Genomic DNA, 26,195 nt, shown 5'->3' with positions numbered 1-26,195 from the left:
GGTGTGCCGTCTGTTTAAAACAGGTTGTCGAGATTGTCTTTATTGCGCGGTTTGGCTTGTGGTTTTGCCCCAGGCTCGGCTTTCGGAGTCGGTTTGGACTCGGGGGCTTTGGCTTTTTCCGGTTTGTTTTCTACCGCTTGTGCGGCAGGTTTGTTGCTTGCGGCTTTGTTTTCTACCGGCTGGCTGTCTGCTTTAGGTTTGTTTTGAGCGGCAGGGCTGCTGTTGTCGGATGGTGTGTTTTCTGATTTGTCGGCTTCAGTGCGTTTGTTTTCTGTGCGTTTGCCGCGGTGTGCAGCGGCGCGGTCGTTTTTTACACCTTCTTCCGCTTTTTCACCTTTTTCATTTTGTGGGACGACAGGATTGCCGGAGGCAGTTTTTGCGTCGCCGTCCTTGGCAGGCTGAACGGTTTCAGGTTCGACTGTGCCGTTGGGGCGCCAAACTTCAATGCGTGTGTCGGTTTGTTCGGCAGGGCTTTTTTCGGGTACGTCGGTTTTACCGGAGTGTAGGGTGCTGAATACGCCGGCAACAAGGGCTGCGACGGCGATAAAGCTGACAAGGAATAAAGCGCGGATTAGGTGTTTGGGCTTAAGTTGGAAAGGGGGTTTATTATTCTTGGACATGATGGGTCGGGTAATTGTTGGAGGAATGGCCGTCTGAATATTCAGACGGCCCCGGGTTGCCTGTGAATCAGTTGGCAACGTAGTTTTGATAGAGGGTCACGACTTTTTGTACGCCGACGGTCGTGCTGACTTTTTGGGTCACGCGGGCTTGTTCGTCAGGCGTGAGGATGCCCATCACATAGGTCACGTTGCCGTAAGTCACGATTTTGACGCGTGCTTGGGTAGCCGGGCTGATGCCCAGCAGGGAGGCGCGGACTTTGGATGTACCCCAAGTATCGTTGGTCACGTCGCCGAGCGAACGCGCTTGTGAGGCAACGGTGATGTAGTTGTACACGCCTTCTGCGGCTTGTTCGGAACGGGCGATGCGTTCAACAAATTGTTTTTCGCCTTCTGTAGCCACTTGGCCGAGCAGGAGCAGGTGGCGGTTGTAGCCGACAACATTCAGTTTGGGCGTGTAGCCTTGGACTTGGTTGTTTTGGCGCAGGTAGGAGCGTGCGGTGGTCTCGACGCGCAAGGCCATAACGTTGTCGTCGGTTTGCGCGCCGATGGTGCGGCGGTCGACGGCGGATTTGGTGCCGACGGCTGCACCGCCGATCAGTGCGCCGACGCAGCCGCTCAGACTCAGGCTCAAGAGGGTCGCAGTCAGAACGGGGAGGGCGTAGCGTTTGATATTCTTCATATCCTTTTTCCTTGGGTATGGACGGTTGGGTGTTCAGACGGTCTTTAAGGGATGGGCCGTCTGAAAAGAAAGGGTTACATGCCTTCAAGCAGGACGGAGTCGATGCAGTCGCACATGGCGTGAATCAGCAAAATATGGTTTTCCTGAATGCGGGCAGTGCGCGGATAAGGGACGTTGAGCAAAACGTCGGTATCTTTGAGCATGGCGGCGATTTTTCCGCCGTCGCGGCCGGTCATGGCGATGACGTGCATGTCGCGCTCGTGTGCGGCTTTGATGGCTTCGATGACGTTGACGGAATTGCCGGAGGTGGAGATACCGACCAATACGTCGCCGGCACGCCCGAGTGCACGCACTTGTTTGCTGAATACATGGTCGAAACCGTAGTCGTTGCCGATGGCGGTCAGGGCGGAAGTGTCTGTCGTCAGCGCGACAGCGGCCAATTCCATGCGTTCTTTTTCAAAACGGCCGGTCATTTCTGCGGCGAAGTGCTGCGCGTCGGCAGCCGAACCGCCGTTGCCGCAGGCCAGAATTTTGCCGTCGTTCATTAGGCATTGCAGCATCAGCTCGGCAGCCTGTACGGTCGGCTCGACCAGTACTTTTTCGGCTTCCTGCTTGGCGCGGATGCTCTCGGCAAAATGCGCGGAAACGCGTTCTTGTAATGTTGTCATGAGGTTAACCTGTAATATTTTGAATCCATTCGGGTTGGCCGTCGCCCTCAATCAGTACCGCATCCAGGCGGCAGGGCGCATGGTTTAACCCGTGCTTTTGCAGATAATACTCTACACTTCGTTGCAATTTCAATAATTTGGACGGCGAGATGCTGTATGCGGCACCACCGAAACCTTGGTTTTTGCGGTATTTTACTTCAACAAACACAATCGTACCGCCGTTTTTGACGATTAAATCGATTTCGCCGTAGGCGCAATGCCAGTTCCGCGCCAGCAGCGAGCAGCCTTTGCCCAGCAGGAATGTCAGTGCCGCATCTTCGGCCGCCGCCCCCTGTTTGTGGTTTAAGCGCATGAAAAGTTTACCCGTTATATAATCATTGTTTTTAAAGAGACGCCGTTTCAGACGGCCTTAAATCTATGTACACAAAACACCTGCAAAAAGCCGTCGACAGCATCGAAAAACAGACATTATACGTTGTCGCCACACCCATCGGCAATTTAGCCGACATAACGCTGCGCGCGCTGGCCGTTCTGCAAAAGGCCGATATTATCTGCGCCGAGGACACCCGTGTTACCGCCCAGCTTTTGAGTGCGTACGGCATTCAGGGCAAACTCGTGAGCGTGCGCGAACACAACGAGCAGCAAATGGCCGACAAAATCATCGCCCATCTTTCAGACGGCCTGAGCGTCGCCCAAGTTTCGGATGCGGGTACGCCTGCGGTTTGCGATCCCGGTGCGAAACTTGCCGCCCGCGTGCGTGAAGCCGGATTTAAAGTGGTGCCTGTAGTCGGCGCAAGCGCGGTCATGGGGGCGTTGAGCGTGGCCGGTGTGACAGAATCCGATTTTTACTTCAACGGTTTCCTGCCGCCTAAGGCCGGCGAACGCCAAAAGCTGCTGGCCAAATGGGCGGAAGCTGATTTTCCGATTGTGATGTTTGAAACGCCGCATCGCATTGAGGCAAGCCTTGCGGATATGGCCGCGCAGTTCCCCGATCGCCGTTTGACTTTGGCGCGCGAAATCACCAAAACGTTTGAAACCTTCCTCAGCGGCACGGTTGCCGAAATCCAAGCCGCCCTTAAAAACGACAGCAACCAAACGCGTGGCGAGATGGTGCTGGTGTTGTACCCCGCGGTGAAAGAGAAACACAGCGATTTGCCCGAGGCGGCGCAAAACACCATGAAAATCCTTGCGGCTGAGTTGCCGACCAAACAAGCCGCCGAACTTGCCGCCAAGATTACCGGCGAGAATAAAAAGGCGCTGTATGATTTGGCTTTGGAATGGAAAAAGCAGGGATAATGGCTGATTGGCAAACCGTATATCAAAGGCCGTCTGAACAATAGATTTCAGACGGTCTTTTTATAATTGGATTTTAGAGGGTTTTAAATTGATCCAATAGGTTCAATACGCTTCTAAGTTTGCGTTTCAGACGGCCTCAATGTTTGGTAAACCTGCTTCAACGTTGCCATGCGCTGCGCAAATATTCGATGCAGTCGGTCAGGGCGTAAAACGGGGCGTTGCCGTGATTGGCGTTGGGGTAGAGGGTGAAGCGGACATCTGCGCCGAGGTGGTGCAAAGTGCCGGCAAGGATTTTGGCTTGTGCGACCATGCCGCGGCTGGTTTGGTCGGGGCGGTTGTTTTTGCCTTCATGTTCGCCTGCGCCGAGGCGGATGCCGATTCCTTGCGGCAAAGTGTCGGGCAGCCAATCGAGTACGCGGCACTCTTGCCACCAGATAGACGGCGAAACCAGCAAATAATGGCGGAAGCGTTCGGGGCGGGTGAACAGTGAATAGAGGCCGTACAAGGCGCCGAACGAATGGCCGAAGACGGCTTGGTTTTGGGTATCGATGCGGTATTTGCTGTTGAGCAGGGCGGAGAGTTCGTCATCGATAAAGCGGCTGAAGCGCTCAGCTTGGCCGTATTGTTTGCGTTCGGATTCGGGCGCGTTGCCGGGCAGCGGCGGCGTGTAGTCGAGGGCGCGTTGGCTTAAGTCGCGGATGTTGCCGCCGGTGTAGCCGATACCGACAATCAGACAGGCGGCATGGCTTTTGGTGATGGGGTTGATGAGCAGGGATTGCGCCATATTGAGGATGGCGGGGAAAAAGGCATCCCCGTCAAGGATATACAGCACGGGATAGCCGCCAGCCGGACGCTCGCCGAGTGTCGCGGCTTGAATGCGGTAGGTGCGGCCGGTGTGGGCGGAGGTAACGGAGGTTTCTTCGGCTTGCAGCAGGGTGGCGGTTTGCCAGTTGGGACGGATGGGCATGATGGGGTGCTTTAATCAATGGGTTGCTTAAGTAAAAGGAGAGAAGGCCGTCTGAACAATGGATTTCAGACGGCCTTATTGTACGGATTTCTGCCTTTTTAACAATACGCGCGATTAGCGTACGTCAACGTATGAGCTGCTGTGCAGTTCGCGCAGGAGGTTGGTGGTCGCCTGTTGCGCTTTTTGTTGGGACAGGTATTGGCGGACGGCGTTTTGTTGGCGCTCTTCAGGCGTACCTGCTTCGCGGACGTCGTTCAGCTTGATGATGTGCCAGCCGAATTGGGTGCGGACAGGGGCGCTGATTTGGCCGGGTTTGAGTTTGTGGACAGCTTCTTCAAATGGGGCAACCATCATGCCGTCGGCAAACCAGCCCAAATCGCCGCCATTGCCGGCACTGCTGTCTTGCGAGTATTGGCGTGCCAAACCACCGAAATCTGCGCCGCTGCGGGCTTGTGAGTAGATTTTGCGGATGGTGCTTTCTGCGCCGACGGCGGCATTGTCGTTGTCGGCTTTAATGAGGATGTGTTGGGCATGGTATTGGCGCACAGGGTCTGCTTCAGGCAGGGTTACGCCTTGTTGTTTGGCCTGTTCGATGTAGCGTGCCACTTCGGAGTCGCTGACGCGGCTGTTTTGCATGATGGCCTGTTGACGCACTTTTTCCACAATAATGCTGTCGGCGATGTCTTGACGGACGGCGGCAGACGGATTTTTGATGTTGGGGTTGTGCGCGATAACGGCTTCGATTTCGCTATCGGTCGCTTGGATGTTGCGGCGTTTGCCTGCTTGGAGGATCAGGGATTGGTTGATCATTTGTGCCAAAACCTGTTGGCGCAGCTCGTTGGCGTCCATTTGTGTGCCTTTAGGCATGGTTTGACGCGCTTGCGCTACGGCTTGTGCTACTTGGCGGTGGGTAATGACTTCGTTGTCGACAACCGCGGCAATGCCGTCTGAAAGATGTACGCCGCCTTGTACGGCTGGCATGGTGGTGGCGCTGACGACTGGAGTTTTGTTGGCACGCGCTTTGGTTGCTTTGGCTTTAGGAGCGGCATGTGCGCCTACTGCGAGAGTGAGTGCGGCGACGAGAATCAGGGGTTTGAAGTTCATTGTTTGACTACCTCGTTGGTTTTGCTGTAACCGGGGATGGCTAAGCGGAGTTTTTCGAATGGGTTGTTGCCGATATTGCTCAAGTCTTTGAGTTGTAGGTTGAAGAATACGGCGTTTTTGTGGCTGTTTTCGCCGGTAACATAGCGTTGGCCGACCAAGCTTGCGCTCCAGCAGCCGCAGTTGCTTTTGTATTCTGCACCGATGAGCATTTCCAGCGGTTTTTTGGCTTCGATTTCGTAGTTGTAACGGGCGACGGCGTACAGGTTTTTACTCAACGGCCATTGGGCGGCAAGGTCAACTTGGCTGAGCCTGTCGTAGAAATAGTTGCCGTTGGCTTGCAGATAGATGCGTTCGTTGCGTCCGTATTTGTAGCGCGCGCTTAAGACTTTGCCGGGTTTGGGGTTGTAGGTAATCCCTGCGGCGTAGCTTTCGGCACGGCTTAGGTTTTGGTTGTAGTGGATGTCCAAATCAATGCGGGTACTCGGAGTAAGGTTGCCGTGTGCAAAGGCTACCCAGTCGGATTGGCTGCGCGGATAATTGCTGACGTTGCCGTCAGGCAGGACGTTGTCTTTTTTGAAATAAAACTTCTGGCCGATACCTGCACGGAAGAGTTCTGCACCGGTATTGGGGTTGAGGATACGGCTTTGTGTGGCCAGCGTCAGGCTGTTGGCCGAATTGATGCGGTCGTTGCCCGAATACAGGTTTTCTCGGAACAGCTGCGAATAGGTAAAGCTGTTTTCGGAGCTATCGAAATTGGGCAGGTCGTTTTGGGACTTGGTCGGAATGTAGTTGTAAAACAGGCGCGGTTCAAGCGTTTGCAGGTATTCCCCGCCGAAGAGTCGGGCCCTGCGCTCGAAAGTCAGGCCGCTGTCGACGTTGATAATCGGTAGGACGCGGCTGACATTGCGGCCGCTTTGACCGTTAAAGCTGTTGAGGCTGTAATAAGTGGCATGTACGCCGACTTTAGGCCGGATGTAGCCCCATTGGTTGTGGAAATCCCATTTGACGCTCGGATAGAGTACTACGCGGCTGCCGTCTTGCTTGGTGTCGTGGTTAAAGTGGGTGAATTGGCCTAATACGTTAAGCTGAGCCTTGCCGATATGGCTTTGCCAACGGCCGGTCAGACGGGGCATGATGGCATAAGGCTCGTCTTTATAACCGTCTTGGTTGGCCAGCGTTTGATATTTTTGTACGCGCAACGAGCCGTCAAAGCTGCCGCCCAACAGTTTGTCGCTGTAATTGAGCCATGCCTGACGGTCGAGGTTGACGTTGCGCGCGATGTCTTCGCGGCCGTAGAAGTCGCGGTAGTAATCATCGTCGGAAACTTGGTTGTAATTGATGCCGCCGCTGATTTTGCTGTTCAGCTGCTGCTGGTGTTTCCATTTAAACTGGTAGCGATTGTTGTGGACGCTTTTTTGGTCGTTGGGCATCCAGTCGCCATCGACTTCGCCGCTGTAATTTGGTTGCAGATAACGGACTTGGCCGCCCAGTTGCACACCGCGTTTGCTGATAATGCCCGGGCGGATGGTGGCATCCAAATTCGGCGCAAGGTTGAAGTAGTAGGGCAGGCTCAGCTCAAGGCCGTCTGAACCTGTGGCAATGGTCGGAACGAGCAGGCCGCTTTTGCGGTTGCCATTGATGGGGAAGTCCGCCCAAGGCGTGTAGAGGACGGATACGCCGCCGAATACGAGCGAAGCGTGTTTGGCCACGCCGATACCAGTCGATTCATCGGCCTCAATGCTTTGCGCTTGGATATACCAGCTGGCATCGCCGGGCGAACAGGTGTTGAATTTGGTGTTGATGAGTTTGTAGAGGCCTTTGCCTTTGAGTTCGGCTTTTTCGCTGACACTTTGAAGGCGGCGTCCGCCTTGTTCGGTATTGAGGCGCACGGCGGTGCCGGAACCGGTTTGGTCTTTGAGGTTGTAAACCAATTGGTCGCCGGATACGGTCGAACCGTTTTGATACAGGGTAAAGCGGTCACCGGCGGTAACGGTATCGGTGGCTTGGTCGTATTGCGCCCAATCGGAATTGAGAACATCGGCATTGCGCTCAACGATGACGTCGCCTTCAGCACGGACGCCGACTTGGGTCTGACCTTCTATTTTATCGGCGTTGACGCGGGTGTAATCGGCAGGCAGGGCAGGCTCGCCGCTGCGTTTGATTTCGGCGGTTTCGACCGGCTTGGCATCTTCATGGTCGCAAAACAGGCACGTGCTGCCCAAAGAAAGCGGATCGGCTTCGCTTTGGCTGGTTTGTGCCGGTTTGGATGCAGTGGTGGGGGCAGGGGTATAGTCTTCCGCCTGCGGAACAGAAGCATCTTCCGCGCGCACGGCTGTTGCGCCAAAGCCCATAATTAAGGCGAGTACCAAGGGTTTGAGTGAAAATAAACGAGCCAAAATCGCCCCTTAAATCGGTTTGCCAGTTAGAATAGCGGTTATTGTAACCTGAAATTCTGCGATACCGCTATGCAACGACAAACCGAATTACAAAACTGGCTGGAGTCTGTTTACCCGAACCAGCCGTTCGAATTGAGCTTTGCGGCAGCCGATGCCGACTTCCGCCGCTATTTCCGCGCGACGTTTTCAGACGGCCAGACCGTTATCTGTATGGATGCGCCTCCTGAGAAGATGAGTGTTGCGCCGTATTTGAAAGTGCAAAAACTGTTTAACATGGTCAATGTGCCGCAAGTGCTTCATGTGGATGAAGCGTTGGGCTTTATGGTGTTGAACGATTTGGGCAATACCACATTCCTGGCCGCCATGAATCAGGAAAACAGTGAAACCGCCCACAAAGCCCTACTGCTTGAAGCCATCGACGAATTGATCGAACTGCAAAAAGCCAGCCAACCCGGCAAACTGCCGGAATACGACCGCGAAGTCATGCTGCGCGAGATTAACTTGTTCCCCGAATGGTTTGTGGCCAAAGAATTGGGCCGCGAGCTGACCTTCAAGCAACGCCAGTTGTGGCAGCAAACCGTCGATACGCTGTTGCCGCCCCTGTTGGCGCAGCCTAAAGTGTATGTCCACCGCGACTTTATCGTCCGCAATCTGATGCTGGCAAAAGGCCGCCCGGGCGTGTTGGACTTCCAAGACGCGCTTTACGGCCCGATTTCCTATGATTTGGTGTCGCTGTTGCGTGATGCATTTATCGAATGGGAAGAAGAATTTGTATTGGACTTGGTCATCCGTTACTGGGAAAAAGCACGTGCTGCCCAGCTGCCTGTGCCTGCCGAGTTTGACGAGTTCTACCGCTGGTTTGAATGGATGGGCGTACAACGCCATTTGAAAGTGGCCGGCATTTTTGCCCGCCTGTGCTACCGCGACGGCAAAGACAAATACCGCCCTGAAATCCCGCGCTTCCTGAACTACTTGCGCCGCGTATCGCGCCGTTACAATGATTTGGCACCGCTGTATGCGTTGCTGGTCGAATTGGTCGGCGATGACGAATTGGAAACAGGCTATACCTTCTAAGCTTGGTTTTAAGATTTGATTCCACTTTTCAGACGGCCTGATCAACAAAAGGCCGTCTGAAACCTTTACAGAACACACAAACATGACTTATATGATTTACCCCAAAACCTACGACGTGATTGTCGTCGGCGGCGGCCATGCCGGTACCGAAGCCGCGCTTGCCGCCGCACGCATGGGTGCGCAAACCCTGCTGCTCTCGCACAACATCGAAACCCTCGGACAAATGTCGTGCAATCCCTCCATCGGCGGTATCGGCAAAGGCCATCTTGTGCGCGAACTCGACGCGCTCGGCGGCGCAATGGCATTGGCCACCGACAAATCCGGTATCCAGTTCCGCCGCTTGAACGCCAGCAAAGGCGCAGCAGTGCGAGCCACGCGCGCGCAGGCAGACCGCATCCTATATAAAGCCGCCATCCGCGAAATGTTGGAAAACCAAGAAAACCTCGACCTTTTTCAACAAGCCGTCGAAGACGTAACGCTCGACGGCGACCGCATTTCAGGCGTGATCACCGCGATGGGCGTGGAGTTTAAAGCACGCGCAGTCGTATTGACCGCCGGCACATTTTTGTCCGGCAAAATCCACATCGGTTTGGAAAACTACGAAGGCGGCCGCGCCGGCGATCCAGCCGCCAAATCGCTCGGTGGTCGCTTGCGCGAATTGAACCTACCGCAAGGCCGTCTGAAAACCGGCACGCCGCCGCGCATTGATGGGCGCACGATTGATTTCTCCCAACTGACCGAACAGCCCGGCGACACGCCCGTGCCCGTCTTTTCCGTGCGCGGCAACGCCGAAATGCACCCGCGCCAAGTGTCCTGCTGGATTACGCATACCAATTTGAAAACACACGACATTATCCGCAGCGGCTTCGACCGCAGCCCCATGTTCACCGGCAAAATCGAAGGCGTCGGCCCGCGCTACTGCCCGTCGATCGAAGACAAAATCAACCGCTTCGCTGACAAAGACAGCCACCAGATTTTCCTCGAACCCGAAGGCCTAACCACCAACGAATACTACCCCAACGGCATCTCCACCAGTCTGCCGTTCGACATCCAAATCGCGCTCGTTCGCAGCATGAAAGGCCTCGAAAACGCCCATATCCTGCGCCCGGGCTACGCCATCGAATACGACTACTTCGACCCGCGCAACCTCAAAGCCAGCCTCGAAACCAAAACCATCCAAGGCCTCTTCTTCGCCGGACAAATCAACGGCACGACCGGCTACGAAGAAGCCGCCGCGCAAGGTCTGCTCGCAGGCGCGAACGCCGTGCAATACGTCCGCGAACAAGACCCGCTGCTGCTGCGCCGCGAACAAGCCTATCTCGGCGTATTGGTGGACGACCTCATCACCAAAGGCGTGAACGAACCCTACCGTATGTTCACCAGCCGTGCCGAATACCGCCTGCAACTGCGCGAAGACAACGCCGACATGCGCCTGACCGAAGACGGCTACAAAATCGGCTTGGTGGGTGAAGAGCAATGGCGCATGTTCAACGAAAAACGCGAAGCCATCGAACGCGAAATCCAACGTTTGAAAACAACGTGGTACACACCGCAAAAACTCGCCGAAGAAGAACAGCTGCGCGTATTCGGCCAAAAACTCAGCCGCGAAGCCAACCTGCACGACCTCCTGCGCCGCCCGAACCTCGACTACGCCGCACTGATGACCCTGCCCGACGCACAACCTGAAACCGCACTTGCCGACAGCGTGGTCGAACAAGTCGAAATCCAAGTCAAATACCAAGGCTATATCGACCGCCAAAACGAAGAAATTGACAGCCGCCGCGACATCGAAACCTTAAAGCTGCCCGAGGATATCGATTACAGCAAAGTCAAAGGTTTGTCGGCAGAAGTGCAGCAAAAACTGAATCAGCATAAACCCGAAACCGTCGGCCAAGCCAGCCGCATTTCCGGCGTCACGCCTGCCGCCGTCGCATTGTTGATGGTGCATTTGAAACGCGGATTTAAAGATGCTAAGTAAGGGTTAATTTGAATAAAGGCCGTCTGAAAGTTTCAGACGGCCTTTATTTATCAGGGGATTGACGGTGTTGCACCTTATTTCATTAATTTTTTAAAGAGTTCGGATTGTCAGCAAGATGGGCGTGTTTTGATGAAAAAATGAAGAAGAAAACGTTTTTTCAGGATGCGTCATAAGCTGCCGCTTTTTTGAGCAGTTTTGCCCTTGCCTGTAGCCATTCCTCACGCAGCAGGCTGTATTCGACCGTATCGCGCACGCTACCGTCTTTCCGCAGCTTGTGGCAGCGCAAGATGCCGTCTTGGTGTGCGCCCAAGCGTTCGATGGCGCGTTGGGAGGCGGTGTTGAGGTTGTCGGTCTGCCAGCAGGCGCAGCGGCAGTTTAAAGTGTTGAAGACGTAGTCGAGCAACATGATTTTGCAGGCGGTATTGATGTGCGTGCGCTGTGCCGACAGGGCATACCATGTGAAACCGATGTAGAGGCGTGGGATGGCAGGGTTGATGTGGTAAAGCGAAGTCGAGCCGACAATTTTTCCCGTGTCTTCGTCGATGACGGCAAAGGCGAGGCGGGTTTGTATGGCGGTGCGGATATAGTCAGCTACTTGGTGGGGTTCGGGCGCGGTGGTTACGTTCAGCTTCCAAACTTCGCCGTCGCAAACTGCTTCGCGCAAACCGGCTTCGTGTGCCGTTGTTAAAGGTTCGAGACGGACGCGGTCGAAGGATAAAACGGGAGTGGATGAGAAATCAGTCATGGGGGTTTCCTTTGTATTTGATGGTTTGAGTTTTCAGACGACCTTTTATAGTGTCTTAACGGACGGCATCTCTGAGGTCGTCTGAAAGCTATTGATTAATGATGTTTGAACATCAGCACGCCCGACTCCGATACAAACCCGTCCAGCGGCAGGTCGTGGGGTTCGGTCGGCAGTGTGTCGGTCAGTTGGCAGCCGAAGCCTACGCCCAGGGTTTGGGTTTGCAGGCGGTATTTCATGGCGGAGAGGGTGGCGTCGTAATAGCCGCCAGCTTGTCCGAGGCGGTAGCCGCGTTTGTCGATGCCGACGATGGGAACCAGCAGCAGGCTGAGTTGGTGGACGCGGATTTTTTTGCCGGTGAATTGGGGGACGCTCAATTTAGCGCGGCCGCGTTTGCGTTCTTGTTTGGCACCGTCGGCAGGGTAGGGGGTGAACCACATCCGCCGCGTGTGCGGTTCTATATAGGGCAGGTAGAGTTTTGCGCCGCGCTTTTGTGCGGCACGGACAAAGCCGTCCAATCGCAATTCCTTGCCCATCGGCCAATACACGCCGATTTTCCGTCCTTTTTTGATGTAGAGTTTGAGCAGGCGGTTGATGGTTTCTGTGGCGGCGTTTCGCTCGTCTGCGCTCATTTGTGCGCGTGCACGGCGGAACTGTTTGCGTAATGCCGATTTTTCGGGGTTCCTCATTTTCAGACGGCCTTTCGGGATTGCGGTAGAATGTTGCGATTATAACGATTTTGTTAACATTCAAACAGGACGCATACAATGTGGCACATTGTCGCCATCGGCTATCTTTTTGTTGCCGTGATGTTTTCCGCCGCGCAGCCGAGTATTGCGCGCGCGTTGATTTATTTGGTTTTTTGGGCAGTGTTGCCCACCGTGTTCACGGTCTTCGTCGTGACCATCCGCCGCCGCAACCGCCGGATGAAACGGCAGGAGCAGGCGGAGTTTGAAGCGGCTCGCCAAAAGGCGGTACAGACGGATGAAAAACAGGACGGAAAGGTATAAAATCCCTTTTCAGACGGCCTCTTATCCGCTATAATCCGTCAGTTTTCCATTTCGGAAACACTCTTTTATTTTTTAAAACTTATGCCCACTTTCGCCGAAGGGTGCTTGACAATAGGCGCCGCCTATCAAGTTCTATGCGATTGAATGTGTGCTCTTTAACCCTTTCAAGGAAATAACATGTCTCAAATTACTATGCGTCAGATGATTGAAGCCGGTGTTCACTTCGGTCACCAAACCCGTTTCTGGAACCCGAAAATGGCTCAATACATTTTCGGTGCGCGCAACAAAATCCATATCGTAAACTTGGAAAAAACCCTGCCGATGTTCCAAGAGGCGCAAGAAGCCGTACGTCGTCTGGTTGCCAACAAAGGTACAGTATTGTTCGTAGGTACCAAACGCCAAGCCCGCGACATCATCCGCGAAGAAGCTACCCGTGCCGGTATGCCTTTCGTTGATTACCGCTGGTTGGGTGGTATGCTGACTAACTACAAAACCGTTAAGCAATCCATCAAACGCCTGGAAGAAAAAACTGCTGCCCTGGAAAACGCTGCTGAAGGCGGTTTCAACAAAAAAGAAATTCTGGAAATGCAACGCGACGTTGAAAAACTGGAACGTTCTTTGGGCGGTATCAAAAACATGAAAGGCCTGCCTGACGCGATTTTCGTTATCGATACCGGCTACCAAAAAGGTACTCTGGTTGAAGCTGAAAAATTGGGCATCCCTGTTATCGCCGTAGTCGATACCAACAACAGCCCTGACGGCGTGAAATACGTTATCCCTGGTAACGATGACTCCGCTAAAGCTATCCGCCTGTACTGTCGCGGCATCGCCGACGCAGTTTTGGAAGGCAAAAACCAAGCGCTGCAAGAAACTGTAGCCGCTGCCCAAGAAGCTGCTGCCGAGTAATTCGGTACACAGAAGAGGGGCGTTATGCCCCTTTTCTCAAATCCCGTTCTGAAATCCGTTTCAGACGGCCACTATTTCCAAACACGGCAATCGCCGTGTTCCCAAAAATCTAGGAGATTCAAAATGGCAGAAATTACTGCAAAAATGGTTGCCGACCTGCGCGCCGCTACCGGCCTGGGCATGATGGAATGCAAAAAAGCCTTGGTTGAAGCTGAAGGCAACTTCGACAAAGCCGAAGAAATCCTGCGTATTAAATCTGGTGCGAAAGCCGGTAAACTGGCTGGCCGTACTGCTGCCGAAGGCGTATTGGCTTACGCGATCAACGGCAATGTCGGCGCATTGGTTGAAGTAAACTGCGAAACCGACTTCGTTGCTAAAGACGCCGGCTTCGTAGAATTTGCCAACTTCGTTGCTAAAACTGCTGCCGAGAAAAAACCGGCTTCTGTTGAAGAACTGAGCGAACTGGTTGAAGCAGAACGTAAAGCCATCATTGCTAAATTGGGCGAGAACATGTCTGTTCGCCGCTTCCAAGTGATCGACACTGCCAACCAACTGGTTGCCTACATCCACGGTGCTTTGGCTACCGAAGGCGTATTGGTTGAGTTCAAAGGCTCTGAAGACGTAGCACGCAAAATCGGTATGCACATCGTTGCCGCTAAACCACAATGCGTAAGCGAAGCCGAAGTAGATGCTGAAACCGTTGAAAAAGAACGCCACATCTACACCGAACAAGCTATCGCTTCCGGCAAACCTGCCGACATCGCCGCTAAAATGGTTGAAGGCCGTATCCGCAAATTCTTGGCTGAAATCACTCTGAACGGCCAAGCATTCGTGATGAACCCTGACCAAACTGTTGCCCAATTCGCTAAAGAAAACGGCACTGAAGTGGTTAGCTTCGTACGCTACAAAGTAGGCGACGGTATCGAGAAAGCCGTTGTTGACTACGCAGCCGAAGTCGCTGCCGCTGCTAAAGTGTAAGGCACTTATGAAAAAGAAAGCACCTAGATTCCAAACGAATCAGGGTGCTTTTTTTTGAGAAAACCGTTTACGGTACCTATTTTAAGACGACCGAATATTCAGGCCGTCTGAAAACCAAAACAATAATAGAACAACACGCCATATCATTGTAATCCGACCGTTTGAAATTCAGACGGCCCAACTCCGACCGACGACATTCAAGAAAGCAAGGTATCCCATGACACAGCAAATCAAATACAAACGCGTATTACTGAAACTCTCCGGCGAATCCCTGATGGGTTCCGATCCGTTCGGCATCAATCACGATACCATCGTTCAAACTGTCGGCGAAATTGCCGAAGTCGTTAAAATGGGCGTGCAAGTCGGTATCGTTGTCGGCGGCGGTAACATTTTCCGCGGCGTATCTGCACAAGCAGGCAGCATGGACCGCGCCACTGCTGACTACATGGGCATGATGGCAACTGTAATGAACGCGTTGGCACTTAAAGACGCATTTGAAACTTTGGGCATCAAAGCGCGCGTACAATCCGCACTGTCTATGCAGCAAATCGCTGAAACTTACGCCCGTCCTAAAGCCATTCAATATTTGGAAGAAGGCAAAGTCGTGATTTTTGCCGCCGGTACCGGTAACCCGTTCTTCACGACCGATACTGCCGCCGCATTGCGCGGTGCGGAAATGAACTGCGACGTGATGCTCAAAGCCACCAACGTTGACGGCGTGTACACCGCAGATCCGAAAAAAGATCCATCTGCAACACGCTACGAAACCATTACTTTTGACGAAGCCTTGTTGAAAAACCTCAAAGTGATGGATGCCACCGCTTTCGCCCTCTGCCGAGAACGCAAGCTCAATATCGTGGTATTCGGCATTGCTAAAGAAGGCTCGCTCAAACGCGTGGTAACCGGCGAAAACGAAGGTACGCTGGTTCACTGCTAATCATTGAAAGGCCGTCTGAAACAGCCGAACGGGATACATTCGGCTTTCAGACGGCCTTTTATTTTCAGTCGGTTGAGGTGGGTATTGGCTCATGGTTTGAAAAGGTTAAGAACTTGCTTGACCATAATCCCCAACCGACAATTCGATAACAAAAGGATACTCCATGAATATCACCGTCTTGGCTGTCGGCACGAAAATGCCGCGTTGGGTGGATGAAGCCGTCGGCGAGTACGCCAAGCGCTTCGGGCGCGATGTCAATTATGCGCTGAAAGAAATCAAGCCAGAGAAACGCGGCGCGGGTGTGAATGCGGCTCAGGGCATGGCGGCTGAAGAAAAACGCCTGTTGGAAGCCATACCGCAGGGCGCGTTTTTGGTGGTATTGGACGAGCGCGGCAAAGCGCCGACTTCGGTCGAATTGGCGCAACATTTGAAAGGCTGGCAGCAAAACGGCGAACACGTCTGCTTTATTATCGGCGGCGCAGACGGCATGACCGATCGATTGAAACAGCAGGCAAACATGATGATGCGCCTTTCCAGCCTGACCTTGCCGCACGGCATGGTGCGCGTTTTATTGACCGAGCAGCTTTATCGCGCCGTTTCGATTTTGCACAACCATCCGTATCATCGGGAATAATCCGTTTTGATTGCAGGGATAAGACGGCAATGCCGCCTTGTCGGTTTAAAGTGGGGGTAAACCTGTTTTCAGACGGCCTGATTTTTCCGCATGAATCCTTTATAATCGTTTCTTTGATAAATCAACATCTTTCGGGAGAACCCAAATGTCCGATTTCCGTCAAGACTTCCTCAAATTCGCTTTGGCACAAAACGTATTGAAATTCGGCGAATTTACGACTAAGGCCGGCCGTCAGTCGCCTTATTTTTTCAATGCCGGTTTGTTTAATGACGGCGCATCGACTTTGCAACTGGCGAAGTTTTACGCCGAGGCCATTATTGCCAGCGGCGTGAAGTTCGATATGCTGTTCGGCCCAGCCTATAAAGGTATTATTTTGGCGGCGGCAACAGCGATGATGTTGGCGGAAAAAGGCGTAAACGTACCGTTTGCCTACAATCGCAAAGAAGCCAAAGACCACGGCGAAGGCGGTGTGTTGGTGGGCGCGCCTTTGAAAGGCCGCGTGCTGATTATCGATGATGTGATTTCCGCCGGTACATCCGTGCGCGAGTCGGTCAAACTGATTGAGGCCGAAGGCGCAACGCCTGCCGCAGTGGCTATTGCGCTCGACCGTATGGAAAAAGGCACGGGCGAATTGTCGGCGGTGCAGGAAGTCGAAAAACAATACGGCCTGCCGGTGGTTTCGATTGCCAACTTGAACGATTTGTTCACGCTCTTGCAAAACAATGCCGAATTTGGCGGCTTCTTCGAGCCGGTCAAAGCTTATCGCGAACGTTACGGCGCGGTTTAAACCATAACATCATGCTCAGGTCGTCTGAAACATTTTTCAGACGGCCTGAAACATTAGCTAAAATATATTTTTGATTTAATACACTTACGGAAAATACTCATGCCTGCTTGTTCTTGTCCTCATTGTAAAACACCGCATTGGGTGAAAGATGCCCAGTTTAACGTGGCGCAGGGTTTCGTGGTCTGCACGCGTTGTTCGGGGATGTTTAAGGCCAAGGATTATCTGTCGGGCAACCTGCCGGCCGATCCGGCCCATCTGCCTGTGGCGGTAACGGATGTGCGCCTCGTGCATAACATCGGCGCGCAAATCCTCAAACATTCCAAACTCTCGCGCAAAGAAATTTCCGATTTGCTCAACAGCGCGCTCAAGGAAGAGCCCAAGGCGGAAGAGCAGGCGGCGGTCAAAACGCGCAAGGACGGTTTCAACTGGACTTTGGCATCGCTGATTGCGCTGACGGTTTTGATTATGCAACTCTTTTATCTTGCCTTGCTATGAGTGCCATCGCCCATTTTGTCGCCAGCTTTCGTGAGGCCGCGCCCTATATCCAATATTTGCGCGACAAAACCATGGTGGTCGGCGTGACCGACAGCCTGTTGGAAGGCGAAACCTTGATTCGTTTGGCCGCAGATTTAAATCTGTTGGCCAGCTTGGGTTTGCGTTTGGTCTTGGTACACGGTTCGCGGCATTTGCTCGACAAATTGGCTTCGGGTCGGGATTTTGTTCCGAAATACAGCGGCAGCCGACGGATTACCGATGAAGCGACTTTGATGGAAGTGAAGCAGGTGGCGGGGATTATCCGCAGCGATGTGGAAGCAGCCTTGTTCAGCAGCGTATCCGCACCGCAACGGAGCAAGCCGCCGGTTATCGCGTGTGGCAACTTTATTACCGCCCGGCCGTTGGGCGTTATCGACGGCGTGGACATGGGCTATACCGGTACCGTCCGCAAAATCGACGCGGAAGAAATCCGTTTGCGTTTGGATGGCGGCGCGGTGGTGCTGATCAGTCCTTTGGGACATTCGTACAGCGGCAAAACCTTCAACCTGAGTATGTGCGAAACCGCTCAGGAAGTGGCCATGGCTTTGCAGGCGGAGAAACTGGTTTTCTTGACCGAAGAAACCGGTATTCGTCGTGCCGACGGCTCGTTGGCCAATACTTTGTCTGTCGGTGAAGTGCAGGAACTGATACACGACAATCCCGATGCGCCGGCCGATTTGCTGCATGCGGCGGTAGGCGCGTTGGAAAACGGCGTATCGCGGGTACAGATTCTCAACGGCCGTGAAGATGGTAGCCTGTTGCGCGAGCTGTTTACCCGCGAGGGCAGCGGTACATCTATTGCGCGTGAGCCGTTTGTTTCCATCCGTCAGGCACGCAGCGACGACATTCCGCACATCATCGCCTTAATCCGTCCGTTGGCGGAACAAGGCATCTTGTTACACCGCAGCCGCGAGTATTTGGAAAACCATATTTCCAGTTTTTCCGTATTGGAACACGATCAAAACATTTACGGCTGCGTGGCGCTGAAAACCTTTTCCGAGTCGGACTGCGGCGAATTGGCCTGTCTGGTGGTGTCGCCCGAAGCGCGCGATGGCGGCTACGGCGAATTACTGTTGGAACATCTGTTTCAAAAAGCATGCGCCTTAAATATCAAAACGCTTTTCGCCTTATCTACGCACACGGGCGAATGGTTTGTCGAACGGGGCTTTCAGACGGCCTCAGCCGATGACCTGCCTGCCGAACGCCGGCAGGAATACAATGCCAACGGCCGCAATTCCAAAGTATTTGTTTATGACTTGCAGGCCGTCTGAAAACCTCAATCCTATTATCCGTTTTTAAAAATCACTCAAATCTTATGTTGAAAATCATCTCTGCCAACGTCAACGGCATCCGCTCCGCCTATAAAAAAGGTTTTTATGAATACATCGCTGCTTCCGGTGCCGACATCGTCTGCGTGCAGGAACTGAAAGCTCAAGAGGCCGACCTGTCAGACGATATGAAAAATCCGCACGGTATGCACGGCTACTGGCATTGCGCGGAAAAGCGCGGTTACAGCGGTGTGGCGGTGTACAGCAAACGCAAACCTGACAATGTGCAAATCGGCATGGGCATTGAAGAATTTGACAGGGAAGGCCGTTTTGTCCGTTGCGATTTCGGCAAGTTGTCGGTGATTTCGCTGTATCTGCCCAGCGGCAGCAGCGCGGAAGAGCGCCAACAAGTGAAATACCGCTTTTTGGACGCGTTCTATCCCATGCTCGAAGCCATGAAAAACGAAGGACGCGACATCATTGTCTGCGGCGACTGGAACATTGCCCACCAAAACATCGACTTGAAAAACTGGAAGGGCAATCAGAAAAATTCGGGCTTCTTGCCTGAAGAGCGCGAATGGATAGGCAAAGTCATCCACAAGCTTGGTTGGACGGATATGTGGCGCACACTTTATCCCGATGTGCCGGGCTATACCTGGTGGAGCAACCGCGGACAAGCGTATGCGAAAGATGTCGGGTGGCGTATCGATTATCAGATGGTTACGCCGGAGTTGGCCGCCAAAGCCGTTTCCGCACATGTTTATAAAGACGAAAAATTCTCGGATCACGCCCCTTTAGTTGTGGAGTATGACTATGTTGCCGAATAAGGTTTTGGGTAAATATGATTGGAATATAAACGGCAAAACCGGCGTAGGCGCGGCGTGGGTCGTGGCAGCATTTGTATTGCCTATGCTGGTGTGGGCGGTGTTTATGCTGGCGCGGATGTCCGGCTGGGTTGCGCCGACCAAGGCCAATCCGACTTGGGCGTTGGTATGGCTGCTGTTTTCCCTGCCTTGCCTGCTGATTGCGGCCAAATGCTTTGCTTGGAAGGGCTGGCGGCTGATTGCCAACATCGTACTTTGTCTGGTGACTTGTGCCATCCTCAGCGTGCCTGCCGCATTGTTGATTGCATTTACACTCAACGACTTGCTCAAATAGGCCGTCTGAAATGCAGAGCTTCGAACTCGAAGAAATGGCACTGTTTCTGATACGCGATGCGGATGAAGCGGAAATGTGGATAGACCGCTGGGCGGTCAGCTATCCGATTGTTCAAACTGCTGAAGCCGATAGTCGGCAGACCATTTCCGAATGGCAACACGCCATTCAGACGGCCTTCGACCATATTGTCAGCAAAAATATTGCCGTCGTGGCTCATGGTGCCGGCGTATCCGCATTTTTGGCATGGCTGTATCAAGCCGACATCATGACGCAAAAACGCCTGACCAATATTATTTTGGTCTCGCCGCGTCCAGAAGCTTTTCCTGAGGATGAAATCCATACGTTCCAGCGTGTCCGCTGCCCTTGCCGTACAGCGCTGGTTATCGCCGAAACAAACGGCACGCCACGCGATTGGGCGCAAGAACAGGCAGACTGTTGGCATGCACGCCTGCTTCAATCGCCGCATTCCGGCCAGTTAAACAGCGCACTCGGCGGCTGGCAATGGGGTATGAAGCTGATGCAGGAAATGCTGTTAAGTAAATAGTTTAGAAGTGTCTATCAAGAAGAGAGGCCGTCTGAAACTGATATGTGTTTCAGACGGCCTTTGTTTACAAATATCATGTTAAATATAATTAAAAGAAACTATTCTCATTTCTTTTTTGAAGCAATATAATTCGGTTGTTTCGTTAAATTGAGTATAAAAATGCAAATACCATTTCATTTGGCTTTATTACCCACGCTGATTATCGCTTCCTTCCCTGTTGCTGCCGCCGATACGCAGGACAATGGTGAACATTACACCGCTACTTTGCCCACTGTTTCTGTGGTCGGACAGTCCGATACCAGCGTACTCAAAGGCTACATCAACTACGACGAAGCCGCCGTTACCCGCAACGGACAGCTCATTAAAGAAACGCCGCAAACCGTTGATACGCTCAATATCCAGAAAAACAAAAATTACGGCACGAACGATTTGAGTTCCATCCTTGAAGGCAACGCCGGCATCGATGCTGCCTACGATATGCGCGGCGAAAGCATTTTCCTGCGCGGCTTTCAAGCCGACGCATCCGATATTTACCGTGACGGCGTGCGCGAAAGCGGACAGGTGCGCCGCAGCACTGCCAACATCGAGCGCGTGGAAATCCTGAAAGGCCCGTCTTCCGTCCTTTACGGCCGCACCAACGGCGGCGGCGTCATCAACATGGTCAGCAAATACGCCAACTTCAAACAAAGCCGCAACATCGGAGCGGTTTATGGCTCGTGGGCAAACCGCAGCCTGAATATGGACATCAACGAAGTGCTGAACAAAAACGTCGCCATCCGCCTCACCGGCGAAGTCGGGCGCGCCAATTCGTTCCGCAGCGGCATAGACAGCAAAAACGTCATGGTTTCGCCCAGCATTACCGTCAAACTCGACAACGGCTTGAAATGGACGGGGCAATACACCTACGACAATGTGGAGCGCACACCCGACCGCAGCCCGACCAAGTCCGTGTACGACCGCTTCGGACTGCCTTACCGCATGGGTTTCGCCCACCCGAACGATTTTGTCAAAGACAAGCTGCAAGTTTGGCGTTCCGACCTTGAATACGCCTTCAACGACAAATGGCGCGCCCAATGGCAGCTCGCCCACCGCACGGCGGCGCAGGATTTCGACCATTTTTATGCAGGCAGCGAAAACGGCAGCCGAATCAAACGCAACTACGCCTGGCAGCAGACCGACAACAAAACCCTGTCGTCCAATTTCACACTCAACGGCGACTACACCATCGGACGTTTTGAAAACCACCTGACCGTAGGCCTGGATTACAGCCGCGAACACCGCAACCCGACATTGGGTTACAGTCGCGCCTTTACCGCCTCCATCGATCCATACGACCGAGCAAGCTGGCCGGCTTCGGGCAGATTGCAGCCTATTCTGACCCAAAACCGCCACAAAGCCGACTCCTACGGCATTTTCGTGCAAAACATCTTCTCCGCCACGCCCGATTTGAAATTCGTCCTCGGCGGTCGTTACGACAAATACACCTTTAATTCCGAAAACAAACTCACCGGTAGCAGCCGCCAATACAGCGGCCATTCTTTCAGCCCTAACATCGGCGCAGTGTGGAATATTAATCCCGTCCACACACTTTACGCCTCATATAACAAAGGTTTCGCGCCTTATGGCGGCCGCGGCGGCTATTTGAGTATCGATACTTCGTCTGCCGCCGTGTTCAATGCCGACCCCGAGTACACCCGTCAATACGAAACCGGTGTTAAAAGTAGTTGGCTGGACGACCGCCTCAGCACCACATTGTCCGCCTACCAAATCGAACGCTTCAATATCCGTTACCGCCCCGACGCGCAAAATGATCCCTACACTTGGGCAGTCAGCGGCAAACACCGTTCGCGCGGCGTGGAGTTGTCCGCCATCGGACAAATCATCCCCAAAAAACTCTACCTGCGCGGATCGTTGGGCGTAATGCAGGCGAAAGTGGTTGAAGACAAGGAAAATCCAAACCGCGTGGGCATCCATTTGGACAACACCAGTAACGTTACCGGCAACCTGTTTTTCCGTTATACCCCGACTGAAAACCTCTACGGCGAAATCGGCGTAACCGGTACAGGCAAACGCTACGGCTACGACTCAAGAAATAAAGAAGTGACCACGCTTCCAGGCTTTGCCCGAGTTGATGCCATGCTCGGCTGGAACCATAAAAATGTTAACGTTACCTTTGCCGCAGCCAATCTGCTCAATCAAAAATACTGGCGTTCGGACTCTATGCCGGGTAATCCGCGCGGCTATACTGCTCGGGTAAATTACCGTTTCTGATGAAATCAGGCAAAGGCCGTCTGAAAATAAGGCTAATTATCTAAGCCATATTTCAGACGGCCTTTATAAAGGCTGAAATAAAACTAAACACATTTTTTCACTCAAATTGAACACGCCTTCAACAAAATGCCATAAAATCCGCACATTGATTTGAATGTAAAGAGATACCTATGAGACTGAAAACCTTAGCTTTGACTTCATTGACCCTGTTGGCATTGGCCGCTTGCGGCAAACAGGCTGAAACCAGCGTTCCGGCAGACAGCGCCCAAAGCAGCGCATCCGCTCCGGCAGCCCCTGCCGCATTGACCGAAGGTGTCAATTACACCGTATTGTCCAATCCGATTCCGCAACAGCAGGCCGGCAAAATCGAAGTATTGGAATTCTTCGGCTACTTCTGCCCGCATTGCGCCCATCTTGAACCGGTCTTGAGCGAGCACATCAAAACGTTTAAAGACGATACCTATATGCGCCGGGAGCATGTCGTGTGGGGTGATGAAATGAAACCTTTGGCACGTTTGGCGGCCGCAGTGGAAATGGCCGGTGAATCAGATAAAGCCAACAGCCATATTTTCGATGCGATGGTTAACCAAAAAATCAACTTGGCCGATACCGATACCCTGAAAAAATGGTTGTCCGAGCAAACTGCATTTGACGGCAAAAAAGTATTGGCTGCATTTGAAGCGCCCGAAAGCCAAGCACGTGCGGCTCAAATGGAAGAATTGACCAATAAATTCCAAATCAGCGGCACACCGACCGTTATCGTCGGCGGCAAATACCAAGTCGAATTTAAAGACTGGCAGTCCGGCATGACCACGATTGACCAGTTGGTGGACAAAGTACGCGAAGAGCAGAAAAAGTCGCAATAAGTTGAAGGTTGAATAAGCAAAGGCCGTCTGAAAATAGGATTTCAGGCGGCCTTTTATATTAGACGTTATAGAAAGAAATGGTTGTTTAAAGCCTCATGGTTTTAATCAGAATACAAAACAAAAACGCCGTCTGAAACTTTTCAGACGGCGTTTTCTGTCAAATCAGCTTACAAACCTGGGAACATGCCTTTCATTCCCTTCATGCCTTTGGCCAAGCGCATCAGTTTGCCCAAGCCGTTGCCGCTAAACATCTTCATCATTTGTTGCATTTGTTCAAACTGTTTGAGCAATTTGTTTACTTCCTGTACGGTCGTACCCGCACCCATTGCAATACGGCGTTTGCGGCTGGCTTTGAGCAGGGCAGGGTTGGCGCGTTCTTTAGGGGTCATCGAGTTGATGATGGCTTCTACTTTGCCCATCGCTTTTTCAGCCGTGCCTTCGGGGATTTGTTTTGATATTTGCCCCAGTTCGCCCGGCATTTTCGACATCAGGTTTTCCAAGCCGCCCATATTGCGCATCTGTTGGATTTGTTCTTTAAAGTCGTTGAGGTCGAAGCCTTTGCCTTTTTGCAGCTTTTTCGCCATTTTGGCGGCGGCTTCTTCATCAATACCTTTTTGAACGTCTTCAATCAGGGTCAATACGTCGCCCATGCCGAGGATACGGCTGGCAAGACGGTCGGGGTGGAAAGGTTCAAGGCCATTGATTTTTTCGCCGACGCCGATAAATTTAATCGGTTTGCCGGTTACATGGCGTACGGACAATGCCGCACCGCCGCGTGAGTCGCCGTCCATCTTGGTCAATACGACACCTGTCAGCGGCAGGGCTTCATTAAATGCCTGAGCGGTATTTACCGCATCCTGACCCAGCATGGCATCAATAACGAACAAAGTTTCAACCGGGTTGACCGCCGCATGAAGCGCTTTGATTTCGTTCATCATCTCTTCATCGATTGCCAAACGGCCGGCGGTATCGACCATCAATACATCGTAAAAATGTTTTTTGGCGTAATCGACGGCGGCAGTCGCAATCTCAACCGGTTTTTGGTTGGTATCGGATGGGAAAAAGTCCACGCCGACCTGTTCGGCTAACAGGCGCAGCTGTTCAATCGCGGCAGGGCGGTAAACGTCGGCAGATACCACCAAGACTTTTTTCTTCTGATCGTTTTTCAGCAGGCGGGCGAGTTTACCGACGGTTGTTGTCTTACCGGCACCCTGCAAACCGGCCATCAAAACGATGGCAGGCGGTGAAACCGATAAATCCAGCGTTTTGTTTTCCTTGCCCATCAATTCGACTAAGGCTTGGTTGACCACGCCGATAAAGGCTTGGTCAGGCGTCAGGCTGCCAACGACTTCTTGGCCAAGGGCCTGTTCTTTGACTGTGTTGACGAATTCTTTAACGACGGGTAATGCAACGTCGGCTTCCAGCAGGGCAAGACGAACCTCGCGCAAGGCTTCTTTAATATTGTCTTCGGTCAGCGTTGATTGGCCGCGAATATTTTTAAGTACCTTGCTGAAGCGGTTGGTCAGGTTGTCTAACATACTTATCCTTGATAATGAGAATAGCTGCCCAATATAGGGCATTCTTTGTTAAAATAAAATTCGGATTATTTTACACGATAGTCCGAAGTTATGCCTCAAGAACACAAATACGCACACTAAGGCCGTCTGAAACCCGGCTGGGTGTCCGCCAAGTGTTCACATGTCTATTGAGAAAGATATTTATGCCGATTGTCTTAATCTGCCTTATGCTGGTGTATGCCGGATTGGGCGCATTTTCCTGGTTGCAACATAAAAAGCACAATAATAAGTCTTACCCGCTGAAAACCGAGCTGCTGATTTTGAGTGGCGCATTATTGGTACATGGCGCAGCATTGATGTTCCCGGTATTGCAGGATAGGGTATTGATTACCGGTTTTGGCTATTCGCTCAGTCTGATAGTTTGGCTGATGCTGATGATGTACTGCCTGGGCAGCTTCTTTTATTGTCTGCGCGGAGTGCAACTCTTGTTGTATCCCTGTGCCGCATTGACCTTATTGTTGGGTTTCCTTTTCCCGGGTGATTTTTCAGGCCGCCAAATCGTAGACTTATTGCCGCTGTCGCACATCGCATCATCATTGCTCGCATACGGATTATTTGGCATTGTTACCTTATTTGCCATCCTGATCCTTTTGCTCGACCGCAATCTGCACAAACGCCGCTTTTCCGTATTGGTCAGCTTCTTGCCGCCATTATTGAGTTTGGAAAAACTTATGTTCCAAGGTATGTGGGCAGGGTTCGTTTTATTGACCTATTCCGTAATCAGCGGTACATTTTTTGCAGAAACCGTTTTCGGCAAGCCGATGACCTTCACGCATAAAACCATCTTCAGTATTATGTCGTGGCTGATTTATGGTGCATTATTGCTGAAACACAGTATGACCGCATGGCGCGGCAAAAAAGCTGCCGTTTGGACTATTGTCGGATTTGTCAGTCTGATTTTTGCCTATGTAGGCAGTAAATTTGTCCTAGAAATTGTCCTTCAACGTATTGGATAAATAGAAATCATGTAAACAGGCCGTCTGAAAGAGCAATTCAGACGGCCTTTGTTTTGTATTTTTTTTGTATGTATGGATAGTGTAGAAAGGTTGTTGGAGTTTTTTATAAAATAAAAACCCTTTTAAAACATGTCTGTGATTAATTTTCTGAAAATAATTTCGAGAAAAGTGTTGACTGGTTTTGTTGTGAGGTGTATAGTTCGGTTCTTCGCTGCTGACGCGGTGAAGAAAACGAAGCAGACAGT

Annotated in this window: 27 protein-coding genes; 17 read left to right on the top strand and 10 right to left on the bottom strand. The window is 52.3% G+C overall.

The genetic code is table 11. From position 1 onward, the window contains the following. Positions 1 to 14: 14 nt before the first annotated feature. The 4 genes from ACTHTA_RS08560 to ACTHTA_RS08545 form a co-directional block, all read right to left on the bottom strand. Positions 15 to 620, bottom strand: a complete 606-nt coding sequence (locus tag ACTHTA_RS08560) for a hypothetical protein (RefSeq protein WP_070631725.1) — start codon at positions 618 to 620, stop codon at positions 15 to 17. 67 nt (positions 621 to 687) lie between these two features. Next, on the bottom strand, positions 688 to 1,299 hold the full coding sequence (locus tag ACTHTA_RS08555) for a BON domain-containing protein (protein ID WP_440364267.1): 612 nt from the start codon (positions 1,297 to 1,299) through the stop codon (positions 688 to 690). 74 nt (positions 1,300 to 1,373) lie between these two features. Continuing rightward, positions 1,374 to 1,967: a phosphoheptose isomerase gene (locus ACTHTA_RS08550; RefSeq protein WP_308887509.1), complete on the bottom strand. Its 594-nt coding sequence runs from the start codon at positions 1,965 to 1,967 to the stop codon at positions 1,374 to 1,376. A gap of 4 nt (positions 1,968 to 1,971) precedes the next feature. After that, positions 1,972 to 2,319: a YraN family protein gene (locus ACTHTA_RS08545; protein ID WP_308887508.1), complete on the bottom strand. Its 348-nt coding sequence runs from the start codon at positions 2,317 to 2,319 to the stop codon at positions 1,972 to 1,974. A 65-nt stretch (positions 2,320 to 2,384) separates the two neighbouring features. On the opposite strand from ACTHTA_RS08545, the gene rsmI reads away from it, so the two are divergent. Next, on the top strand, positions 2,385 to 3,263 hold the full coding sequence (gene rsmI / locus ACTHTA_RS08540) for a 16S rRNA (cytidine(1402)-2'-O)-methyltransferase (RefSeq protein ID WP_308887507.1): 879 nt from the start codon (positions 2,385 to 2,387) through the stop codon (positions 3,261 to 3,263). A 157-nt stretch (positions 3,264 to 3,420) separates the two neighbouring features. On the opposite strand, the gene ACTHTA_RS08535 is transcribed toward rsmI, so the two are convergent. The 3 genes from ACTHTA_RS08535 to ACTHTA_RS08525 all read right to left on the bottom strand — a co-directional run bounded on the left by ACTHTA_RS08535 (position 3,421) and on the right by ACTHTA_RS08525 (position 7,730). Next, on the bottom strand, positions 3,421 to 4,230 hold the full coding sequence (locus ACTHTA_RS08535) for an alpha/beta hydrolase (protein WP_440364268.1): 810 nt from the start codon (positions 4,228 to 4,230) through the stop codon (positions 3,421 to 3,423). 114 nt (positions 4,231 to 4,344) lie between these two features. After that, a complete protein-coding gene (locus ACTHTA_RS08530; RefSeq protein WP_308887505.1) occupies positions 4,345 to 5,334 on the bottom strand; it encodes a peptidylprolyl isomerase in 990 nt (329 codons plus the stop codon). Further along, the gene (locus ACTHTA_RS08525; protein WP_372510574.1) at positions 5,331 to 7,730 is read right to left on the bottom strand and encodes an LPS-assembly protein LptD; all 2,400 of its coding nucleotides are present in this window, start codon (positions 7,728 to 7,730) and stop codon (positions 5,331 to 5,333) included. Before ACTHTA_RS08525 ends, ACTHTA_RS08530 begins: the two co-directional genes overlap by 4 nt. A gap of 69 nt (positions 7,731 to 7,799) precedes the next feature. On the opposite strand from ACTHTA_RS08525, the gene amgK reads away from it, so the two are divergent. After that, positions 7,800 to 8,804 (top strand): N-acetylmuramate/N-acetylglucosamine kinase AmgK, encoded by a 1,005-nt coding sequence (gene amgK, locus ACTHTA_RS08520; RefSeq protein ID WP_440364269.1) that lies wholly within the window; start codon positions 7,800 to 7,802, stop codon positions 8,802 to 8,804. A gap of 82 nt (positions 8,805 to 8,886) precedes the next feature. After that, a complete protein-coding gene (gene mnmG, locus ACTHTA_RS08515; protein ID WP_440364270.1) occupies positions 8,887 to 10,782 on the top strand; it encodes a tRNA uridine-5-carboxymethylaminomethyl(34) synthesis enzyme MnmG in 1,896 nt (631 codons plus the stop codon). 157 nt (positions 10,783 to 10,939) lie between these two features. Here mnmG and ACTHTA_RS08510 read toward each other — a convergent pair whose 3' ends face one another. Both ACTHTA_RS08510 and ACTHTA_RS08505 read right to left on the bottom strand, forming a co-directional pair. Then, positions 10,940 to 11,527, bottom strand: a complete 588-nt coding sequence (locus ACTHTA_RS08510; protein ID WP_440364271.1) for a GNAT family N-acetyltransferase — start codon at positions 11,525 to 11,527, stop codon at positions 10,940 to 10,942. 95 nt (positions 11,528 to 11,622) lie between these two features. Continuing rightward, positions 11,623 to 12,213, bottom strand: coding sequence for a 5-formyltetrahydrofolate cyclo-ligase (locus ACTHTA_RS08505; protein ID WP_440364272.1), 591 nt, complete (start codon positions 12,211 to 12,213; stop codon positions 11,623 to 11,625). Between the two features lie 78 nt (positions 12,214 to 12,291). On the opposite strand from ACTHTA_RS08505, the gene ACTHTA_RS08500 reads away from it, so the two are divergent. The 13 genes from ACTHTA_RS08500 (at position 12,292) to ACTHTA_RS08440 (ending at position 23,417) form a co-directional block, all read left to right on the top strand. Next, the gene (locus tag ACTHTA_RS08500; RefSeq protein ID WP_070608453.1) at positions 12,292 to 12,534 is read left to right on the top strand and encodes a hypothetical protein; all 243 of its coding nucleotides are present in this window, start codon (positions 12,292 to 12,294) and stop codon (positions 12,532 to 12,534) included. Between the two features lie 177 nt (positions 12,535 to 12,711). Continuing rightward, the gene (gene rpsB, locus ACTHTA_RS08495; RefSeq protein ID WP_002230071.1) at positions 12,712 to 13,440 is read left to right on the top strand and encodes a 30S ribosomal protein S2; all 729 of its coding nucleotides are present in this window, start codon (positions 12,712 to 12,714) and stop codon (positions 13,438 to 13,440) included. 123 nt (positions 13,441 to 13,563) lie between these two features. Continuing rightward, a complete protein-coding gene (gene tsf / locus ACTHTA_RS08490; protein ID WP_012779539.1) occupies positions 13,564 to 14,418 on the top strand; it encodes a translation elongation factor Ts in 855 nt (284 codons plus the stop codon). 217 nt (positions 14,419 to 14,635) lie between these two features. Beyond that, positions 14,636 to 15,355, top strand: a complete 720-nt coding sequence (gene pyrH, locus ACTHTA_RS08485) for a UMP kinase (protein ID WP_002243681.1) — start codon at positions 14,636 to 14,638, stop codon at positions 15,353 to 15,355. Between the two features lie 163 nt (positions 15,356 to 15,518). Beyond that, the gene (gene rlmH, locus ACTHTA_RS08480; protein WP_003682681.1) at positions 15,519 to 15,989 is read left to right on the top strand and encodes a 23S rRNA (pseudouridine(1915)-N(3))-methyltransferase RlmH; all 471 of its coding nucleotides are present in this window, start codon (positions 15,519 to 15,521) and stop codon (positions 15,987 to 15,989) included. Between the two features lie 145 nt (positions 15,990 to 16,134). After that, positions 16,135 to 16,776: an orotate phosphoribosyltransferase gene (gene pyrE, locus ACTHTA_RS08475; RefSeq protein ID WP_003682682.1), complete on the top strand. Its 642-nt coding sequence runs from the start codon at positions 16,135 to 16,137 to the stop codon at positions 16,774 to 16,776. Between the two features lie 99 nt (positions 16,777 to 16,875). Next, the gene (locus ACTHTA_RS08470) at positions 16,876 to 17,271 is read left to right on the top strand and encodes an MJ0042-type zinc finger domain-containing protein (protein WP_308887497.1); all 396 of its coding nucleotides are present in this window, start codon (positions 16,876 to 16,878) and stop codon (positions 17,269 to 17,271) included. Further along, positions 17,268 to 18,581, top strand: coding sequence for an amino-acid N-acetyltransferase (argA, locus tag ACTHTA_RS08465; RefSeq protein ID WP_308887495.1), 1,314 nt, complete (start codon positions 17,268 to 17,270; stop codon positions 18,579 to 18,581). The genes ACTHTA_RS08470 and argA overlap by 4 nt, the downstream gene beginning before the upstream one ends. Before the next feature lie 44 nt (positions 18,582 to 18,625). Next, entirely contained in the window at positions 18,626 to 19,405 is a 780-nt protein-coding gene (locus ACTHTA_RS08460) for an exodeoxyribonuclease III (RefSeq protein WP_308887494.1), read from the top strand. After that, entirely contained in the window at positions 19,392 to 19,736 is a 345-nt protein-coding gene (locus tag ACTHTA_RS08455; protein ID WP_308887493.1) for a hypothetical protein, read from the top strand. Before ACTHTA_RS08460 ends, ACTHTA_RS08455 begins: the two co-directional genes overlap by 14 nt. Positions 19,737 to 19,746: 10 nt before the next feature. Further along, entirely contained in the window at positions 19,747 to 20,280 is a 534-nt protein-coding gene (locus ACTHTA_RS08450) for an alpha/beta hydrolase (protein ID WP_250591520.1), read from the top strand. A gap of 159 nt (positions 20,281 to 20,439) precedes the next feature. After that, the gene (locus ACTHTA_RS08445; protein WP_308887492.1) at positions 20,440 to 22,551 is read left to right on the top strand and encodes a TonB-dependent receptor; all 2,112 of its coding nucleotides are present in this window, start codon (positions 20,440 to 20,442) and stop codon (positions 22,549 to 22,551) included. A 170-nt stretch (positions 22,552 to 22,721) separates the two neighbouring features. Beyond that, entirely contained in the window at positions 22,722 to 23,417 is a 696-nt protein-coding gene (locus ACTHTA_RS08440) for a thiol:disulfide interchange protein DsbA/DsbL (RefSeq protein WP_308887491.1), read from the top strand. A gap of 167 nt (positions 23,418 to 23,584) precedes the next feature. Here the strand turns inward: ACTHTA_RS08440 and ffh are convergent, their stop codons facing one another. After that, entirely contained in the window at positions 23,585 to 24,955 is a 1,371-nt protein-coding gene (gene ffh / locus ACTHTA_RS08435; protein ID WP_003684000.1) for a signal recognition particle protein, read from the bottom strand. 182 nt (positions 24,956 to 25,137) lie between these two features. Between ffh and ACTHTA_RS08430 the strand changes: the two genes are divergently transcribed. Continuing rightward, complete coding sequence (locus ACTHTA_RS08430) at positions 25,138 to 25,950, top strand: cytochrome C assembly family protein (protein WP_308887490.1); 813 nt, start codon at positions 25,138 to 25,140, stop codon at positions 25,948 to 25,950. Positions 25,951 to 26,195 lie beyond the last annotated feature (245 nt).

The organism is Neisseria sp. P0013.S005, from assembly GCF_051958425.1.
In the GTDB taxonomy this organism is placed as follows: domain Bacteria; phylum Pseudomonadota; class Gammaproteobacteria; order Burkholderiales; family Neisseriaceae; genus Neisseria; species Neisseria subflava.
This window is presented reverse-complemented; position numbering and strand designations above follow the sequence as displayed.

Coding starts and splice junctions, on each gene's coding strand:
- ACTHTA_RS08470 (WP_308887497.1), top strand. CDS start 16,876: ATGCCTGCTTGTTCTTGTCCTCATTGTAAAACACCGCATTGGGTGAAA.
- ACTHTA_RS08545 (WP_308887508.1), bottom strand. CDS start 2,319: ATGCGCTTAAACCACAAACAGGGGGCGGCGGCCGAAGATGCGGCACTG.
- ACTHTA_RS08500 (WP_070608453.1), top strand. CDS start 12,292: ATGTGGCACATTGTCGCCATCGGCTATCTTTTTGTTGCCGTGATGTTT.
- ACTHTA_RS08440 (WP_308887491.1), top strand. CDS start 22,722: ATGAGACTGAAAACCTTAGCTTTGACTTCATTGACCCTGTTGGCATTG.
- ACTHTA_RS08535 (WP_440364268.1), bottom strand. CDS start 4,230: ATGCCCATCCGTCCCAACTGGCAAACCGCCACCCTGCTGCAAGCCGAA.
- ACTHTA_RS08450 (WP_250591520.1), top strand. CDS start 19,747: ATGCAGAGCTTCGAACTCGAAGAAATGGCACTGTTTCTGATACGCGAT.
- rpsB (WP_002230071.1), top strand. CDS start 12,712: ATGTCTCAAATTACTATGCGTCAGATGATTGAAGCCGGTGTTCACTTC.
- ACTHTA_RS08505 (WP_440364272.1), bottom strand. CDS start 12,213: ATGAGGAACCCCGAAAAATCGGCATTACGCAAACAGTTCCGCCGTGCA.
- ACTHTA_RS08455 (WP_308887493.1), top strand. CDS start 19,392: ATGTTGCCGAATAAGGTTTTGGGTAAATATGATTGGAATATAAACGGC.
- rsmI (WP_308887507.1), top strand. CDS start 2,385: ATGTACACAAAACACCTGCAAAAAGCCGTCGACAGCATCGAAAAACAG.
- amgK (WP_440364269.1), top strand. CDS start 7,800: ATGCAACGACAAACCGAATTACAAAACTGGCTGGAGTCTGTTTACCCG.
- rlmH (WP_003682681.1), top strand. CDS start 15,519: ATGAATATCACCGTCTTGGCTGTCGGCACGAAAATGCCGCGTTGGGTG.
- ACTHTA_RS08555 (WP_440364267.1), bottom strand. CDS start 1,299: ATGAAGAATATCAAACGCTACGCCCTCCCCGTTCTGACTGCGACCCTC.
- argA (WP_308887495.1), top strand. CDS start 17,268: ATGAGTGCCATCGCCCATTTTGTCGCCAGCTTTCGTGAGGCCGCGCCC.
- ACTHTA_RS08530 (WP_308887505.1), bottom strand. CDS start 5,334: ATGAACTTCAAACCCCTGATTCTCGTCGCCGCACTCACTCTCGCAGTA.
- ACTHTA_RS08460 (WP_308887494.1), top strand. CDS start 18,626: ATGTTGAAAATCATCTCTGCCAACGTCAACGGCATCCGCTCCGCCTAT.
- pyrH (WP_002243681.1), top strand. CDS start 14,636: ATGACACAGCAAATCAAATACAAACGCGTATTACTGAAACTCTCCGGC.
- mnmG (WP_440364270.1), top strand. CDS start 8,887: ATGACTTATATGATTTACCCCAAAACCTACGACGTGATTGTCGTCGGC.
- tsf (WP_012779539.1), top strand. CDS start 13,564: ATGGCAGAAATTACTGCAAAAATGGTTGCCGACCTGCGCGCCGCTACC.
- ACTHTA_RS08550 (WP_308887509.1), bottom strand. CDS start 1,967: ATGACAACATTACAAGAACGCGTTTCCGCGCATTTTGCCGAGAGCATC.
- ACTHTA_RS08510 (WP_440364271.1), bottom strand. CDS start 11,527: ATGACTGATTTCTCATCCACTCCCGTTTTATCCTTCGACCGCGTCCGT.
- ffh (WP_003684000.1), bottom strand. CDS start 24,955: ATGTTAGACAACCTGACCAACCGCTTCAGCAAGGTACTTAAAAATATT.
- pyrE (WP_003682682.1), top strand. CDS start 16,135: ATGTCCGATTTCCGTCAAGACTTCCTCAAATTCGCTTTGGCACAAAAC.
- ACTHTA_RS08560 (WP_070631725.1), bottom strand. CDS start 620: ATGTCCAAGAATAATAAACCCCCTTTCCAACTTAAGCCCAAACACCTA.
- ACTHTA_RS08430 (WP_308887490.1), top strand. CDS start 25,138: ATGCCGATTGTCTTAATCTGCCTTATGCTGGTGTATGCCGGATTGGGC.
- ACTHTA_RS08445 (WP_308887492.1), top strand. CDS start 20,440: ATGCAAATACCATTTCATTTGGCTTTATTACCCACGCTGATTATCGCT.